The organism is Photobacterium sp. HL06, assembly GCF_059552575.1.
Window position 1 is genome coordinate 2,144,297 of sequence record NZ_CM183914.1, and the last position, 16,169, is coordinate 2,160,465.

At 42.0% G+C, this 16,169-nt stretch carries 19 protein-coding genes and 1 pseudogene; 9 read left to right on the top strand and 11 right to left on the bottom strand.

Translation table 11 applies throughout. The annotated features are described in order from the left end of the window. Window positions 1-284: 284 nt before the first annotated feature. Window positions 285-713: a hypothetical protein gene (locus AC51G0_RS09990; protein ID WP_496298167.1), complete on the bottom strand. Its 429-nt coding sequence runs from the start codon at window positions 711-713 to the stop codon at window positions 285-287. Here AC51G0_RS09990 and AC51G0_RS09995 point away from each other — a divergent pair. After that, window positions 678-1,016, top strand: a pseudogene (locus tag AC51G0_RS09995) (transposase); the annotation flags it as partial. The gene AC51G0_RS09990 and the pseudogene AC51G0_RS09995 sit on opposite strands and share 36 nt — an antisense overlap. A 25-nt stretch (window positions 1,017-1,041) precedes the next feature. On the opposite strand, the gene AC51G0_RS10000 reads toward AC51G0_RS09995, so the two are convergent. Next, a complete protein-coding gene (locus tag AC51G0_RS10000; RefSeq protein WP_496301917.1) occupies window positions 1,042-1,545 on the bottom strand; it encodes an IS66 family transposase in 504 nt (167 codons plus the stop codon). Window positions 1,546-1,671: 126 nt separating this feature from the next. Here AC51G0_RS10000 and AC51G0_RS10005 point away from each other — a divergent pair, with 126 nt between their 5' ends. The 3 genes from AC51G0_RS10005 (at window position 1,672) to AC51G0_RS10015 (ending at window position 3,314) form a co-directional block, all read left to right on the top strand. Beyond that, complete coding sequence (locus tag AC51G0_RS10005; protein ID WP_496298169.1) at window positions 1,672-2,637, top strand: transposase; 966 nt, start codon at window positions 1,672-1,674, stop codon at window positions 2,635-2,637. A gap of 255 nt (window positions 2,638-2,892) precedes the next feature. Continuing rightward, the gene (locus AC51G0_RS10010; RefSeq protein ID WP_496298170.1) at window positions 2,893-3,213 is read left to right on the top strand and encodes a helix-turn-helix transcriptional regulator; all 321 of its coding nucleotides are present in this window, start codon (window positions 2,893-2,895) and stop codon (window positions 3,211-3,213) included. Continuing rightward, window positions 3,180-3,314 (top strand): hypothetical protein, encoded by a 135-nt coding sequence (locus AC51G0_RS10015; protein WP_496298171.1) that lies wholly within the window; start codon window positions 3,180-3,182, stop codon window positions 3,312-3,314. The genes AC51G0_RS10010 and AC51G0_RS10015 overlap by 34 nt, the downstream gene beginning before the upstream one ends. 4 nt (window positions 3,315-3,318) lie before the next feature. Here AC51G0_RS10015 and AC51G0_RS10020 read toward each other — a convergent pair whose 3' ends face one another. The 9 genes from AC51G0_RS10020 to AC51G0_RS10060 form a co-directional block, all read right to left on the bottom strand. Further along, window positions 3,319-4,017 (bottom strand): hypothetical protein, encoded by a 699-nt coding sequence (locus tag AC51G0_RS10020; protein ID WP_496298172.1) that lies wholly within the window; start codon window positions 4,015-4,017, stop codon window positions 3,319-3,321. Window positions 4,018-4,181: 164 nt separating this feature from the next. Beyond that, a complete protein-coding gene (locus AC51G0_RS10025) occupies window positions 4,182-4,595 on the bottom strand; it encodes a hypothetical protein (RefSeq protein WP_496298173.1) in 414 nt (137 codons plus the stop codon). A 183-nt stretch (window positions 4,596-4,778) separates the two neighbouring features. Then, window positions 4,779-5,423 carry a hypothetical protein gene (locus AC51G0_RS10030; RefSeq protein ID WP_496298174.1) on the bottom strand — a complete coding sequence of 215 codons (645 nt, stop codon included), beginning with the start codon at window positions 5,421-5,423 and terminating at the stop codon, window positions 4,779-4,781. Between the two features lie 374 nt (window positions 5,424-5,797). Next, the gene (locus tag AC51G0_RS10035) at window positions 5,798-6,697 is read right to left on the bottom strand and encodes a DUF5677 domain-containing protein (RefSeq protein WP_496298176.1); all 900 of its coding nucleotides are present in this window, start codon (window positions 6,695-6,697) and stop codon (window positions 5,798-5,800) included. A 136-nt stretch (window positions 6,698-6,833) separates the two neighbouring features. Next, the gene (locus AC51G0_RS10040) at window positions 6,834-7,751 is read right to left on the bottom strand and encodes a phage exclusion protein Lit family protein (protein ID WP_496298178.1); all 918 of its coding nucleotides are present in this window, start codon (window positions 7,749-7,751) and stop codon (window positions 6,834-6,836) included. Between the two features lie 132 nt (window positions 7,752-7,883). After that, window positions 7,884-8,498 carry a hypothetical protein gene (locus AC51G0_RS10045; RefSeq protein ID WP_496298179.1) on the bottom strand — a complete coding sequence of 205 codons (615 nt, stop codon included), beginning with the start codon at window positions 8,496-8,498 and terminating at the stop codon, window positions 7,884-7,886. Window positions 8,499-8,646: 148 nt separating this feature from the next. Continuing rightward, on the bottom strand, window positions 8,647-9,774 hold the full coding sequence (locus tag AC51G0_RS10050) for a DUF3800 domain-containing protein (RefSeq protein ID WP_496298180.1): 1,128 nt from the start codon (window positions 9,772-9,774) through the stop codon (window positions 8,647-8,649). A 202-nt stretch (window positions 9,775-9,976) separates the two neighbouring features. Continuing rightward, window positions 9,977-10,666, bottom strand: coding sequence for a tyrosine-type recombinase/integrase (locus AC51G0_RS10055; RefSeq protein ID WP_496301918.1), 690 nt, complete (start codon window positions 10,664-10,666; stop codon window positions 9,977-9,979). A gap of 230 nt (window positions 10,667-10,896) precedes the next feature. Continuing rightward, window positions 10,897-11,427, bottom strand: a complete 531-nt coding sequence (locus AC51G0_RS10060) for an Arm DNA-binding domain-containing protein (protein ID WP_496298182.1) — start codon at window positions 11,425-11,427, stop codon at window positions 10,897-10,899. Window positions 11,428-11,629: 202 nt separating this feature from the next. Between AC51G0_RS10060 and sbcB the strand changes: the two genes are divergently transcribed. The 5 genes from sbcB to cdd all read left to right on the top strand — a co-directional run bounded on the left by sbcB (window position 11,630) and on the right by cdd (window position 16,159). Further along, window positions 11,630-13,051: an exodeoxyribonuclease I gene (sbcB, locus tag AC51G0_RS10065; protein WP_496298183.1), complete on the top strand. Its 1,422-nt coding sequence runs from the start codon at window positions 11,630-11,632 to the stop codon at window positions 13,049-13,051. A gap of 380 nt (window positions 13,052-13,431) precedes the next feature. After that, complete coding sequence (locus AC51G0_RS10070; RefSeq protein WP_496298185.1) at window positions 13,432-13,956, top strand: winged helix-turn-helix domain-containing protein; 525 nt, start codon at window positions 13,432-13,434, stop codon at window positions 13,954-13,956. Window positions 13,957-14,045: 89 nt separating this feature from the next. Then, the gene (locus AC51G0_RS10075; protein WP_496298186.1) at window positions 14,046-14,384 is read left to right on the top strand and encodes a CidA/LrgA family protein; all 339 of its coding nucleotides are present in this window, start codon (window positions 14,046-14,048) and stop codon (window positions 14,382-14,384) included. A gap of 2 nt (window positions 14,385-14,386) precedes the next feature. Further along, window positions 14,387-15,064: a CidB/LrgB family autolysis modulator gene (locus AC51G0_RS10080; protein WP_496301919.1), complete on the top strand. Its 678-nt coding sequence runs from the start codon at window positions 14,387-14,389 to the stop codon at window positions 15,062-15,064. Window positions 15,065-15,271: 207 nt separating this feature from the next. After that, on the top strand, window positions 15,272-16,159 hold the full coding sequence (cdd, locus tag AC51G0_RS10085) for a cytidine deaminase (RefSeq protein WP_496298187.1): 888 nt from the start codon (window positions 15,272-15,274) through the stop codon (window positions 16,157-16,159). The last annotated feature ends 10 nt before the right edge of the window (window positions 16,160-16,169 follow it).

Consider the following 16,169-nt stretch of genomic DNA (forward strand, 5'->3'; position numbering starts at 1 on the left):
TAGTGTTTGGCAGAATAGCGCGAAGCAGGTTTCGGGTATCCAGAAGATACTGACAGTTGGACAAGCATAGTCTAAGGTACACATAACTATGCTTGTCCTTGCCACTACTATTTTCTCTATCCCTTGCCACATGGTGCGAACAATGGTTGAAGTGCAGTAAAAATTTGATATTAATCATGATTTTATGAGTTTTTATATCAAAGCCGTTTTCAAGTGCCTTTAGCAATTATATCCTGCAGTCAAACTCTCTAGATACGCAAAAATATTCTAATGCCTTACATTATCTACACTCTCGCTTTGGTTGGCTCTTTTATACTTCTGTGCGAAAATTTTCTTGATGGCATCAAAGCATTTTTTGGTGTTGCTATAATTCTGATTATCTCAATATATTTCTTTCCAGAGGCAGCTGATATATCTGCGTTTATCTTCGAGAACGCAATGTATATTTTCGCAGTACTTCTGTTCTTGAAACTTTCAGAAAAATCGGGTGCCGCAGCGGGCGTAATTGCCGCCGGGGCGGTTATTATCTTTGATATTGTGTTTATCTGACAGGTAGCTCTGGCGGAGCCGTTGCACTCGGGGTAGATTTGTCCTTTCTGCTGCATCGCTTCTGCCATTGCACTTAAGCACAATGCTTCTATTACTTTTGACTTAACTATGCCTGTCCTTGTTACTTTGATAAACAGGTCATTGAGCGTTGGGGTTCTCTCCATAAACAACCTGTTCTGATACAGCAGTACCAAACCAATAGCTTAACAAGCGAAGCTGCCACTATTACCTGTCAATCTATTATCGATGACTGGCGAAAACGTCTAGCTGACCTCAGTTGGTTTATGCGTGAGCTTAATCTTGATATTGCGACAAAAGCTAATAAAGAAGATCAATGTACCGGTCACTTTTGGAAAAGTCGATATAAATGCCAAGCTCTATTAGATGAACAAGCTCTTGCTGCCGCAATGGCATACGTCGACCTCAACCCTATTCGTGCAGGAATAGCTAACACCCCTGAACAATCGTAAGCGGGTATTCCTACCCACCTAGCTATTGAGAGTGCTTGAAGGTAAAAGGCAGCAGATCACCGACATCACAGCCTTCACCACGTTGAGATAATTCTGTCAGGACGTGACGCAGATAGGCGTAGGGTTCAACGCCATTTGCCCGGCAACTCAGCATAATACTGAACAGGGTCGCACTGGCATTCGCCCCACTTTGGGTATCCGCGAACAACCAGGCTTTCCGACCGGTCGCAACCGGACGGATATCTCGCTCGACACGGTTATTGTCTATCGGGTAATCGCCATCCGCGACGTACTTTTCAAGGTAGGTCCATTGCTTGAGCGTATAATTGACCGCCTTTCCCATCGGGCTTTCAGGAAGCAGTTGTGAAACGGCTTTTTCAAGCCAGGCTTTGAGTGCGTTGAGTATGGGGATGCTTTCTTTTTGACGTACCGTGTACCTTTCTGGCGCAGGCTTGTCTTTAAGCCTTTTTTCGATGGCATAAAGCTTTTGGATATAACTCAGCGCTTGTTTAATAAAACAGGACAGGCATGACTTGAAAACCTGAAACTAATCAGTTTCAGATAAACTCCAAACAGTTCCAAGCTTTTAAAGTTCGCCCGACACCCCGACCAACAATCCAATATAATGAATATATGGGATCAAGGAGGATACATGACAACAGCACGCCACCAGCAGATAAACGTCGATACAACACCGTATTATCACTGTGTCTCTCGCTGTGTTAGACGCACTTTCCTATGTGGTTTTGATGAGCTGACTAAAACCTCTTACGAACATCGGCGTGGTTGGATTGAACAACGAATAAAGCAGCTCTCAAGCATTTATTGCATTGATATATGCGCCTATGCAGTGATGAATAATCATTACCACCTGGTTGTACACATCGACAAAGAAAAAGCTGACAAACTCTCCAGTGAACAGATCATTGAGCGCTGGAGCTCTCTCCATAAACAGCCTGTTCTGATACAGCAATACCAAACCAACAGCTTAACAAGCGAAGCTGCCACAATTGCCTGCCAATCTATTATCGATGACTGGCGAAAACGTCTAGCTGACCTCAGTTGGTTTATGCGTGAGCTAAATCTTGATATTGCGACAAAAGCTAATAAAGAAGATCAATGTACCGGCCATTTTTGGGAAGGTCGATATAAATGCCAAGCACTATTAGATGAACAAGCTCTTGCTGCCGCAATGGCATACGTCGACCTCAACCCTATTCGCGCAGGAATAGCTAACACCCCTGAACAATCTGAGCATACATCTGTTAAAGCAAGGATCGAGGCATTGAAGAGCGAACAATTGACAGCGCCTTCCCTCCATCCATTCATTGGTAACCCAACCAATACGATTATGAAAGGCATACCACTTCGTCTACATGACTATCTTGAGCTCGTTGAATGGACTGGTCGCCAAATACGCGAAGGCAAAACCGGTTACATTTCTTCCTCAGTCCCACCGTTACTCGAACGCTTACACATCGAACAACGTGAATGGTTGAAAGCCTGTACCCGATTTGAGCGACAGCGAGCCCTGATTATAGGGACAGCCCAGTCAATTCAACTCGCAACAACACAACTTAACCGCAGTAAGACGCACGGTTACAGGTTAACGAGTTAACTAACGTTCCTTTGGCCTATCCTACATCTACACACTGGAGCCTTGTTATGGCTTCAATCTATTGCTATCAACTAAAGCTTGGTTTCCAAGTATTGCTGAATGACAAATAGCATTTGAGTAAAAGATTTTTGCTTCTCATGAGTTGCGTTCAGCTATGAATGTGGCACTTCTAACTATGCCTGTCCTTGTTATCCTCTAGTTTTATTGAAACAGACGGCGATATTGCTTGGTTTGAACTTGATGAAGGATCAAAAAATGTACGAATACACTAACTACCCTACTGTTGATGTCTCTTATAGTGTTAAAACAGACATTAACGTGACACCGTCACAGTTTAAAACTGAAGAAGTGGCAACACAATCAGAGCCAACTGTATCAACCTTAGATGAACAGTCATCACCGCAATTGATCAGCCATAAAGAAGTATTGGAGATGTTCCAAATTTCCAGCAAAGCCACCATTTACAAGTGGCGGAAGACTCGCGGCTTTCCCGATCCAGTTACGATGATGCCGCTGCGGTGGTTACGATCTGCGGTTGAAGAATGGAAAGTGAATGTTGGTGGTTGTGGGAAGTAGACGGTAAAGCGGTCATGGGAATGGCCGCTTTTGGTAAGGCCGAACGTAAATTACGCCAGTTCAAAGAATACCTGACTCCATACCAAAACCACCGAGTATAACGCGTCACCTTGGTGTCTTTATAGTTGGCTCAAGAATTTCGAAAAAGCCTTTAGTCTCTTCACCACCAAATAGAAGTACGGGTTCTGGGCCGCCTCCTGGATTGCGAATTGCACTTATTAGGAAGTGCTCTTTTTGAACTCTAAGAAAAGATCGGGCCGTTAGAGTTACTACGTGTACCCCATCTCCAGCCCAACTATTGTCAGGACTATCGCCCCAATAGGGATAGCCTACAGCCACTTCTTTAGAAACACGCTTTGGAAATGTAGCAAAGATATACTTTTTGTTGAGGTTTTTATCGGTGAGGTCAAGCTTATCTTGAAGCAGTATAAACTTACTCTTTGCGTGTTCCGTTGAAACATACTGAGTTACTTGAATAGTAATATGAACATTATTCATTCGAGATAGAAAATTTATTCCGCAAGTCGCTTTAAGATAAGGCTTCTCATCTTTAACAATCGATGCTAAGACAAAGTGATCAACTGAAAATATTCGCCTTTTTCCATCAATCCATTTTTTTAGTCTTGACTGTTCATTAAAGAGGTCAGAATAAACTACACCGATAACAAAAAATACAGACAGTAAAAAAAGCCAAAACCAAGGGAAATCAACCCTTTCAGTATTGACTAAATCCACTAACCATTGCTGCCATAACCAAGCGGAAAAAGTAACAAATAATGATATCCCTGGAATCTTATACTTCACTACATGCTCCTCTATTCTTCGAAGCTTCCTAACGATTCAAACGCCTTGCTAAGGGCTGGACAACACAATAACCAAGCCCCAGCAAAGCACCGTAAACACTAAACTAAAAGTAAACCAAAAATGCCACGCGTTGCGAGTCGCTCTTAAGCAACTTGTTAGGTTATTTACGCACCAAATGTTAAGAGACCAGAATTACTCACAGCTTCTAAGCTGATATCGGCACGCTCTATCTGCTCATCTGTCCACGCCCCACCTTCTCGCCAGAACTTTGATTTATAACTCAATTTTTTAGCTAGCCCTTTATTAAACTTGCGTAGTTTTACTGAAGCGAGTTCCCACAGGTGTGCTATCTCAGACTCTCTCGCGTAATCCTTGTTAGCTCCCGCATGTAGGGTTTTGTAATATCCTTCCGTACTGTGAAAAGCATTAGATAATGCTATCTCCGCTTCCTGCTTTTCAGTAGAGCTCGCTCGTTTATCATCACGAATAGACATAGCTGCACCTATTGCAAGTGCTGCAATTACAGGGATTGTATTTACAGGCAATCCAACTAGTTCAGATATTGCACTTGGTTCCATAGAACACTCCAATATTTTTAAGTTCTACACATGACCATGATTTTAATATGGAATTGATTCGAAATTGAAGACATATTCAATCTAACGCCTACAATAAGGTATACCACGATGAACTCACCAAGCACACCAGACTCCATAGCAAAACCGCAAGTATAACGCATCATCTTGATTGTTTTATAGTTGCTAATCACCAATTTCACATAAAACAATTTCTTCCCAATTCTTCATATAATCATTCACGTTATCAGTAATTGAAAATCTTGGTTTAACTACAAATTGACTTTTAAATTGATTATTAAGAAGGTCAATTTCATTTTTCAATGTGAGAAATTTATTGTACTTTTCTTTAAGTTGAGCTCCATCATCAATTCGCTTAACAAATTCAGAATAACAACCCTCATTTATAACAAAGTCACTAATTGGTTTGTTTCTATTATGATACGCATTTGACAATAACATCTTATCAATAAAATCAGCAAAATTTTCATTATGCGCTTCATTAGTAAATAAAGCTTTTATATTTCCCAAAACACTTTTTATAGTGTTTTTTTCAACCCACTCAAGAAACTCAATAATTTCATTTTTAAGATTATCTTTTTCAATGGACTTAACTTCTATACACTTAATTAACTCATACTCTCTTTTAACATTTTGAAAAGAGCCTCTTCGAATTTCATTTTTTAGCCTAATTGCAGCTAAAGCTAGCTGATCTGATAACAATGGTGATGTATCAATTACAATCTCACTTTGTTTTAACAACCTCTCACTTGCTAAATAAAAGTCAAGATTATTGATTAATTGAACAACTTCTTCTTTAACTTCTTTCATATTTTAACCTTAAAGTAGTTACTTTATATCCTAGTGCAGCTAACGCCGGGTACTGAGGAATCCCCACAAAATCCCTTTACTATTCAATAAGTAGACACGTTCTTTATCTTCAGATCTAATGGATTTATCACAAAAACAAAAGAATGAAATTAGGATGTGTGATACTCAGATACTTTACAAGTCACCGACAAATCAATACCTTGGTTCAAATTCACAAGGCTAGAAATCATACTAAAAGCAAATGTTTACAATATGATTTTGTGGGGATTCTCCAGCGCCGGTCATAAGATACGCCTTGATGAACTCACCAAGCGCACCGGACTCCATACCAAAAATGCCGAGTAAATCGCATCGCCTTGATTGTTATGGGAATACTAATCACTGTTGGATAGCTCATTTAAAAGGCTATCTTTATGTTGCTGACTTAATCCTATTAAATTCAATATCTCGTTATATTTAAGAGTAAGTTCTTTACATGATATATCGAACTTACTTAAGTACATGGCACTAGCCATAATATGATACTTAATTGATTGCAAAACCATATAAAGAGAAAAGAAGTATTGTTCAGCCCTTTTGGCGGTAGTAAATCCATCGTGCCCAATAGCCCGACAGAGAAAATGGTTCAACAAGTCCTCTGGATCATTATGAGACTGAGAGCAAAGTGCAACATATATCGTCCTGTAACCAATTTCATCGTCAATAAGTCGAAACCTATCATAAGCACTCGGCCATTTGGCTTCAAATTTATCAATGTCAACTTCATTTTCAAGCATCGATTTTTTTAGAACTGCCTCATACGAACTCAAGGCATCGTCTTTTCTAGATATCAACGACCTATGGTATTCTTTAATACTTTCTTCTACATTTGATGAGTCAACAGAAGCTTTCCAATTAACATTTTGTTTTCTCTCAACCTCAAAGTGATTCTTAAAATACGCAACAATCTTTCCAAGAGAATCGCCCAAACTAACAAAGTGAAGATTAACCGCCCCCTCAATAGCGGTTCTACAAGAAGCTTCACATGACTGGAGCTGCTCAACAATAAAAAGGCTTAGCGAGCCACACACATATTCATAACTTCTTTCATACATGTCATGCATTATGTGCCATTGAACCTGTTTAGTTAAACTTTCTTTATTTTCTTTTTCTGCGTTCCTTACAAATGCATCTGTACTTTCTAAGAAGTCTACTGCTTCAGTAACGTATTCATTTAACTCTATATCTTCTTGAATATACCTTTTATTTAGAAATTTTCTTGTGTGAGTACTCAAAATCTAATCCCTTTCTTATAGCGCCGCATTAAGGGGTGAAAAACGCTTACCCCATAACTTAAACTGACCACTGTAAACACGAAATTGGATTCAAACCACAAATGCCACGCGTTTTGAATCCCTCTTAAATGTACTGTTAGATGCTAGCATCCAAAGCTTCAATGATACTTAAGCAAAAGTCTTTTATATTACTGACGATCTTTGGTTCTATTTGCACACTATGAAAATGAGCTATACCCAAGGCTAAGCTACTAAAATACAACCAGAAATTATCGTTTTCACCTAATTCCAGATCCTCAACTAAGTTGTAAATTCGTTCACTAATTTTTGGATGGGTTTCTGTCTTACCCCAACGAGTTTTTGGTGTAACAGCGAATAATAAGAAAGAAGCTAAACCAATACTCATAGCTCTTTTGTTAGCGACTGTATTTTTATCGTACCCCGAAACTTCTGAGTACTTTGCGACATCATCTAAAAGCATTGATTGTGCAAATTTGTCACATGCATGTTCTTCTTGATATATGTCCAGTTCAGTACCATCAACACCAAATCGAACGTGTTGAAGCTCGTGTAAAAAGCAGTATGCTCCAGAGATACAATTTAAATCGAACACCATCGAACCATCAATATCTTCTGGTTTGCCTTGCTCTGGATGCGGTATAGCGCTAGGCCAAGTAAACTCTGAGATATCAGAGATTGACTTTATTTTAATAATGTCATCCATCAACGAAGAAAATTGATTTAGCTGCTCCTTTTGTAGAGCATCATCAGGAAGCGAATCACTCGATATCCGAATAGGAAACAGGTTTGACAATGTAATTAATGGTGAATAAGCATGAAACGCTTTTTGTGCAGCGAAGCCTAGTAACCACATTTGGCACATTGATTTATGATCAAATACAACAGAACCAAAAATCACACTCAGAGAAAAACCACTACAGTCTTCACGTAAACTAAAGCTTGGTTCATATTGCTCCCATAGATTTAGTATCTCGTCATACTTTTCGGGAGCTGATGCTAAGATCATTGCCTTTATAGCTTCATTTTCTGACACTAATGTCTCCTATTATCAATTGCATCTAACGCCGCAATAAGCGGACAAAAATTGTTGGTTATACTTGTTGAGGAACGAAACAAAGCCGACTGTTTTTGTTCCGTTTAATTGCCTTGTTAGGCTATGCCAACACTAACATCGTGCTCGTTCCCAGGGGTTTACTGCATCCCAAACAGTACCCAACCTAGGCGCTATTCGCGGCGGAACGATAGAAGCAGGAGACTCTTTTGACTGTGCCTCATAAAAGTATTTTTTGACTAAAACTGATGTGGCATGACACGCATATCCTAATCTAGCGACTTGAATCGTTGCGCCAGTCTCCGTGAAGTGCGCAATTGACTTACTCGCAGTATAAAGGGCTTCTACCCATAGGAGCTGTAATTCATTTGAAGGTATACTAGGATTAAGTACCTGAATTGCAGTAGAAACAGGAACTAGTGGCAAACCAAACTCAGATATGTTTAACCCGTAGTTTTGATTTATGATCCCGCCATTATCCAATTTAATTCCCATAAAATTTAGTAAAGTTCGATTAGCAACAAGGCCTGCGTCTAGTCCTAGGTTAACAAACAGACTCAAGTCTGGTTGACTTAAAGTAAATTCTCCTAACACCATTTCAAGTTTATTTTTCGAAACTTGCTGATTTAATATCGCGTGACATGCCAATATACATGCATCTAAAGACTGTAGTCTTTGAGGTAAATATTCCATTTCATAAATGGTCGGATCAAACTGCTGTATTCCCATTTTTATTCCTTTTTAGTTTAGGCTAAACAATTCAATATAAAGTAGCCTAACGCCTGCAATAAGGTGCCCCACACTGAACTCACCAAAAACACCGAACTTCAGACCAAAACCGCCGAGTGTAACGGGTCACCTTGATTGCTTTGTATATTTACTTAGCCATCTTAGCTGATTGATTTTCTAAAATTTTCTTATTTAATCTTTTGCCAGCTTCTAGCTGTTCAGGAGTAAGCTCCTGCTGCATAATTTGGAACTGTCGAGCTTTTATTATTGCTAATGACATTCCACGAGAAATCCTAAAGTCATCAGAGTTCTCCAATATACGGCTTTTTGTTAACAGGAGGTTTTGATCTTGAATATCCCGTTGAATAAGCCACAGAAATAAATCTACCACTTGTAAGCCATGTGACTTTTTAGAAGACTCTAACTTAAACTCACCTAAGTTATATTCGACTTGTTCAAAGCGAGGTATACCACCAAACTTATCTTCCTCATAATCAACACCAAAGAACATCTTATGATATTCACGCATAGTCCCCTTAAACTCATCACTTTGATCATGAATAAGCTCTGCAACACCTAATCCACGAGGCTTGCAGAATCTATGCGTTGCGGTCAGTAAGCTTGAAAATGCGATTATATTAGGGGTTTGCTTTTTATATGCACTTTTCCCTTTAGCTGATATAAGTGTGAATATATCCTGATTATCAATAGCATATGAAAGACCATCCATCACCACTTCACAAGCCCGTGGGTCATAAATATACGGAGCTCTTTCCAACAAGACTTTTGCTACCTCAATTAAACCATCCAAGTCATCAGCTAAGTAGTAATCCCAAAACTGTTTATCTAAACCGCCTTCCATCATGTCATCTACGAGAACACACAAAGTATGCCTAAATAGATCCGTCAAATACCATAATGGATGAACTGCTGGATTATCGTAAGAATCAAAGACAGTATCTACAAACTTTGTTGGAGCAATGTAGCGTTTTTCGATTACCGTATAATGGAACTGCCAATCAGTATCTTTTAAAGCATCCAACAGAGCCAAGCAAAGTTCATTTACTTTTTGCTCGCCAAGCTCAAAGCCGTGTAAGCGCTCTAGGCTATTCTCATCGCAATATTTTTCAACAATAGGAGAGACAATTGGTTCAATATCGTTAACGGATATTAGTGCACCTTGATAATATAATGGAGATTTTTCATTGAAAATGTCTTTGCCAGAGTGACCTGATTCGTCAGCGTATACAAAAACACCTGTTTCTTTTTCAGTCATTTTCCACCTAACTAAATTGTAAATATAACATTATATTCAAGGAACAGTGTTTGTATATCTTCCTCATATCTGCAAATATACGAAGAAGATTAACAAATAGAATTCGCTTATCTTGCTACCAATTACCCGGCCCTTTCATACACCACACACCAACAACGCAGCGTTTTGTATGTAACCATATGGAATTGATAGAGTAAATAGTTTACCCGTCATTTATGTCTAAAAAGCCTGTCAACTTATCAGCATACAACTCATATGCCTCAAGCTGATCATCCAACCAATCATGCTTGTTATACACGGCCAGTACGCCGCCTAATTCGTGGCCTAGCATCTTCTCTACTACGTGGGGCATTACGCCAAGTTCAGAGGCGCCTGTAGACAGCGAGCGCCTGAAATCGTGCGTCCGCCAGTGTTCTAGTGGCAGGCTCTCGCGTATGCGGCGTATATAGCGGTTTGCTGCTGCAATGCTGATTGGGGTATTGAGGTCCTGCCCTGGGAATAACACGTCGTCGTATGTCGCCATAACGCGTTCTAAGATTGATCGGACTTTGGTGGGAATTGGTCTTCGAATTGGCTTATTGGTTTTGCTGAGTTCTTTAGGTACGGTCCAAATGCCGGCTTTCATATCAAAGTGAGAACGGCGGGCAAGGCGCAGCTCTGATAGCCGGTTGCCCCATAACATAGTGAGTTGGTGAAGGGTTTTGTTAGAAGTGCTGGCTCGGCTGCGTTCAATGGCTAACCAGATTTGCGCTAATTCAGACCAGGTAGGAACGCGGCTACCGTTTTCGGCTTTTACGCCGACGTTCTGTTTTTTGATGCGGTCTAGATCGGTTCTTTCAATAATGAATTTGCTTTTGCAGAAATTGAGGCTGGCTCGTAGGGTGGTAAAGATGGAGTTGGCGGTTTTGGGCTTTTCGGCGCTATATACCCAAGCTACCTCAAGATGCTCGTTTCAGCGAGAATTACTTGGCTCCTAGGCTAGGCACCGATTTGAAAATCTAGTGGTTCTAAATTAATAATCGGTAACAACGCATAGCAGCCAAGTAAACTCGCCCTTTGGGAGTGAGCCAGCGAACCCATTTCTGTGTCAAATAACGTTGAAAGGGATTGCCATTCCTACCGTTATTTTCCTTGAACTGAGCACGCTGGTCTCACTCTGAATCCTGCATCTTGAGGTAGCTTGGGTATAACATCCAACCACTGCATCCATTCTCGGGCGGGTATGGTTTCAACGTTTCTATCGGGGAAAGCTCCAAGGAAGTAGTTCTTGGCGAAGGATCGGTAAAGTGCTTGTGTCCCCTTCTTTAAGGTGGGGACAAAGTGTTTCAGCCAGTAGTTAATGCAGTCGTCTAAAGTGACGAAATCTTGCTCACCACTACCACCAACCCCATTCGCAATCTCGGGATTTCGGCCAGATTCCCTCAATTCCATCATGATTTTATGTTTCCGCCTTGCCTCTTTCAGGGAAGTTGCGGGATACTTACCAATCTTGACTCTAAGGTTTGTACCGTTGAATCGGCAGCGATACTGAAAGGTGATAACCGCAGAGGATGTGATGCGAGCTATGAGCCCTTCACCATCGTTTAGCTCTGTTGGACCATCATAGGTTTCTTGCTTGGAAATCAGTTTAAGTTGTCGATCGAGTATGCTCATACTAATACCTTGTTTTCGTTCCCTGAATGGACACTAGTTTTGGACGCAAGGCGCAACATTTTGGACGCAGATTTGGACGCAAATGCAAATCCCAAACGTTATTGCGCAGGAATTTACTACTGTATATTTGTACAGTATAGCATTGAAAAGCCATTGTTAGAACAAACACTTAATACGAATTCGGTGGCTTCTGGAAAATACTATGAATAATACAAATGAGCCGACACTGTTTTGGCTGGACTACGAAACCTTCGGCGCTACACCCTCTACGGATCGCCCGTGTCAGTTTGCGGGTGTGCGTACCGATATGGATCTCAATGTCATCGGGGAGCCCCTGGTCATCTACTGCAAACCGCCAGTGGACTACCTGCCTTCGCCTGAAGCATGCCTGATCACGGGGATCACACCTCAGGAAGCCCATGAAAAGGGGCTGTCTGAACCGGAATTTATTGCCCGCATCCACGCTGAGCTATCTAAGCCAAATACCTGTGTGATCGGCTATAACAATGTTCGCTTCGATGACGAGGTTACCCGTTACACTCTATATCGTAACTTCTACGATCCGTACGCCTGGAGCTGGCAGAACGGCAACTCACGGTGGGATCTGCTCGATATTATGCGTACCTGTTATGCCCTTCGCCCGGAAGGCATCAACTGGCCGACCAATGAAGACGGTTTCCCAAGCTTTAAGCTGGAGAAACTATCAGTAGAGAACGGCATTGAGCACGCTAATGCCCACGATGCGATGGCCGATGTCTACGCGACCATTGAGCTGGCGAAAATCATCAAGCAGAACCAGCCTAAGCTATTCAATTACTTCTTTACCCTACGCAACAAGCGTAAGCTGCAAGAGTTGATTGATATTGTTGAGATGACTCCGCTAATGCATGTCTCTGGCATGTTCGGGGTCGAATGCGGCAATACCAGTTGGATTGTGCCTATGGCGTGGCATCCGGATAACAAGAACGCGGTGATCACCGTGAACCTGTCAATGGACCCTACCCCGCTGCTGGAACTGTCTGCCGACGAGCTGCGCGAGCGTCTGTATACTAAGCGTGCCGACTTAGGGGCGGATGAGCTGCCGGTACCGCTTAAGTTGGTTCACCTGAACAAATGCCCGGTATTAGCACCAGCCAAAACGCTACGTGCTGAGGATGCCGCCCGCATAGGGATTGACCGTGAAGCGTGCCTGAAGCATCTGCAGATATTGAAGTCACACCCAGAGGTACGAGAGAAGCTGCTGGCTATCTATAGCGTCGAACGTGAATTCAGCGCCAACACCAATGTCGATGCCATGCTGTATGACGGTTTCTTCTCAAATGCCGATCGCTCAACTATCGACATTATTCGCCAGGCAGCACCTGAAGAGCTGGCAACGATGGAGCTAAACGTTAGCGACAAGCGTATCAAGCCATTGCTGTTTCGTTACCGCGCCCGAAATTTCCCTATGACGCTAGATTACAAAGAGCAGCAACAGTGGAAACACCACTGCCAGGATTACTTTGAGTCAAATCTACCTGCCTACATGGAAAATCTCGAGTCTACAGCCATGATCCATCAAGCTGACGAGAAAAAAATGGAGATCCTCAAAGCTGTATATGAGTATGTAGACAGCATGGTATAGAAATTCGGCAGATGTATTCATCACCGAACTCTGGCTCATTGTCGACTAACTAACCGTAAAACCTGATATTTTTATCTGAGCCCTCTCGCTTCTATAGCTGGAGGGCTTTTTATTGAGACATTATCCTGATTTCGACGTTTGAACTTAATGCAATTGCCAACAACACTTATAACGAAGGTATTTACGAACGTATCTACGAACGTATCTACGAATGTATTTACGAATGTATCTGAACGAAAGTCAGATTTTACTCATTCAGCCCAGCAGTCTGAGTCCAAATATTATTGATCTTCTAATGCTCTCATCATGCTCATTCTCATCAATGACATAGGGATACATTGGGAGCATATACAATGCCTGTTGGAATTTAAGTGGTTGATATGACGACAAAAGCATTAACACGTTGCTATCGCTTTGAAAACGTGGACTTCGAACCTGATCTACGTTTATTGGTATGGCAAGATAACACCGAAACCGAGCTGACCGTTCACGAGTCTCGCTTACTTGAAACACTGTGCTATTTTGCCGGCGAGGTGATCAGTGCCCAGTCGCTCTTTGATAAAACTTTCATCCAGCTAGATCCCTACGAAGACGACAACAGCAACCACTTCGACCTCAATACCCTGCTTATATCGCTGACTAAAAAACTAGATATCAACGGTGTCATGTCGATCCCCATCGAGGTCATCCCCCACTTTGGTTTTCGTGTGCCTATCCCTGATAAAACATGCCGACTCGTTCATACCTTTGATAAGCAACCTCGGTTACCCGCTGAAGCGACACCGGAGGAGCCTAGGCTAGAATCAGCAACGGAGCATATTGTGAAATACAGCCTGTTACACAAAATTTCGGTGTTGTTACTCGCAGCGGCAGGTGTTGCTATTGTTGTCGTGTCTTACCTCTAACTACAGGTAAATCGACACACAATATTTTTGTGGCTTAGATCACATTTGTTTTGTATGATAAATGAGTCTCTTCACTAGGAATAAGGCTCATGGCATATCTACGTTCCTTTTCAATTATTCTTATTTGCCTGTTTATAGGTAAAGGAATCCAGCATCTCAGCCATCTGGCTATTCCTGGCAGTATTATCGGCATGTTGCTTTTGTTTGTTGTGCTTTCTATGGGGCTCATCCCCTCACATTGGGCGAAAGAGGGCTGTCACTTATTGATCCGCCACATGGCACTGTTGTTCGTCCCAGTTGGTGTTGGCCTGGTCAACTACCTAGATTTACTCTCCGCAAATACCCTACCTATTTTACTTAGCACCATTGGCAGCAGCCTGATTGTCTTTCTGGTTATTGGCGTGGCAACTCACTACAAGGAAAAATAATGATCTGGTTGGCTACAACACTAATTGTTTTTTATCTGTCCCGGTTTATTTCCAAACACATTCAGCACCCTATCGTTAATCCGTTATTAATTTGCCTGCTTATTATCATTCCTTTACTGGTGTGGTTGGGTGTACCTTATGACACTTATTTTGAGCAAAACAAGTGGTTGAACTACCTGCTCGAACCTGCGGTTGTTGCCCTTGCATTCCCGCTCTATGAGCAACTGTCACAGATTAGGCAAAAATGGAAAGTCATTTTCACTGCGTGCCTGACAGGAAGTGTCTTATCCATGGTAACCGGCGCTGGCATTGCGCTTTCACTCGGTGCCGATCCGCAGCTAACAGCCAGTATTTTGCCTAAATCTGTCACTACTCCGATTGCTATGGCCGTTTCAGAACAAATCGGCGGTGTACCTGCCATTGCCGCAATCATGGTTATTATCGCGGGTTTATTTGGTGCGGTATTGGGTTATCCCTTGTTTCGATTGTTTGGTATTGAAGCCTCTATCGCAAAAGGCCTGACAATGGGGACGGTGTCACACGCGCTTGGTACAGCAAAAGCTGCTGAAGAAAACTATCAAGAGGGAGCTTTCAGCTCGCTAGCCCTTGTTATTTGTGGCGTAATGACTTCAATCCTGGCACCGGTGCTTTTTCCTGTTATTTTGAAAGTATTCAGTTAACAGCAAAAATATGCAGTTTATATGCAGGTAATCGAATACATCGTTAACTTATTGATAAATAAAGACACAAAATTCAAAAGCTGTGTGACACCACTCTCATTTATGTAATCAATGCAACAGTGATTGCTTATATGTGACAAAGATCACACATAGAATTAATCCCTGCGCCTACAATGTTTCTCCATACACAATACGGAGTGACAACTCATGCATACTAAAGTAATGGATGCTTTAGGCGCTTTACCCTCTGATCTGGCTACTGCACTTAAGCCTGTTTTAGAAGATGCAAACTTTGATGCAACTTTGAGCCCTGAAGTATTCGACCAATTGCTCGCTAAAACACAGATGACAGACAGTGAGTTGCGTGTTGCCCTTCTCCCTGTTGCTGCTGCTTATTCCGTTGCTCCGATTTCAAACTTCTTTGTAGGTGCTATTGTTCGCGGTGAGTCTGGTCGCCTTTACTTTGGTGCCAACATGGAATTTATCGGTGCATCACTTGGCCAAACTATCCATGCCGAGCAATCTGCTATTAGCCACGCTTGGGTAAAAGGTGAAACGGGTATTTCAGATATCACAATCAACTACAGCCCTTGCGGCCACTGCCGCCAGTTCATGAATGAACTAACGACGGCAAATAAGTTAGTTGTCCAGCTTCCTGCACGTGCAGCAAAAACACTTCAAGAGTACTTACCTGAATCATTTGGCCCCGCCGATTTGAACATTACAGATGCGCTAATGGCTAAGATTGATCATGGACTGAAAACTGAAGCGACTGAAGCTCTGGTTAAGCAGGCTTGCCAGGCTGCGAATATCTCTCACGCACCGTATACCAAAAACTTCAGCGGTGTTGCCCTGAAAGCAAAAGACGGCAATACCTTTGTTGGTATGTATGCTGAAAATGCCGCTTTCAACCCTAGCTTACCGCCCCTTCAAGTTGCACTTGTTAACATGAACATGGCTGGCTACCCGCTATCTGAGATTGAAGAAGCAGCGCTGGTTGAAAAATCTGACAGCACAATTAGCCACCTAGCGGATACCCAGAATACACTTGAGGCATTAAACCCGGATGTCCCTCTAACCTATGTGGCTGCATAGCAACCTTATA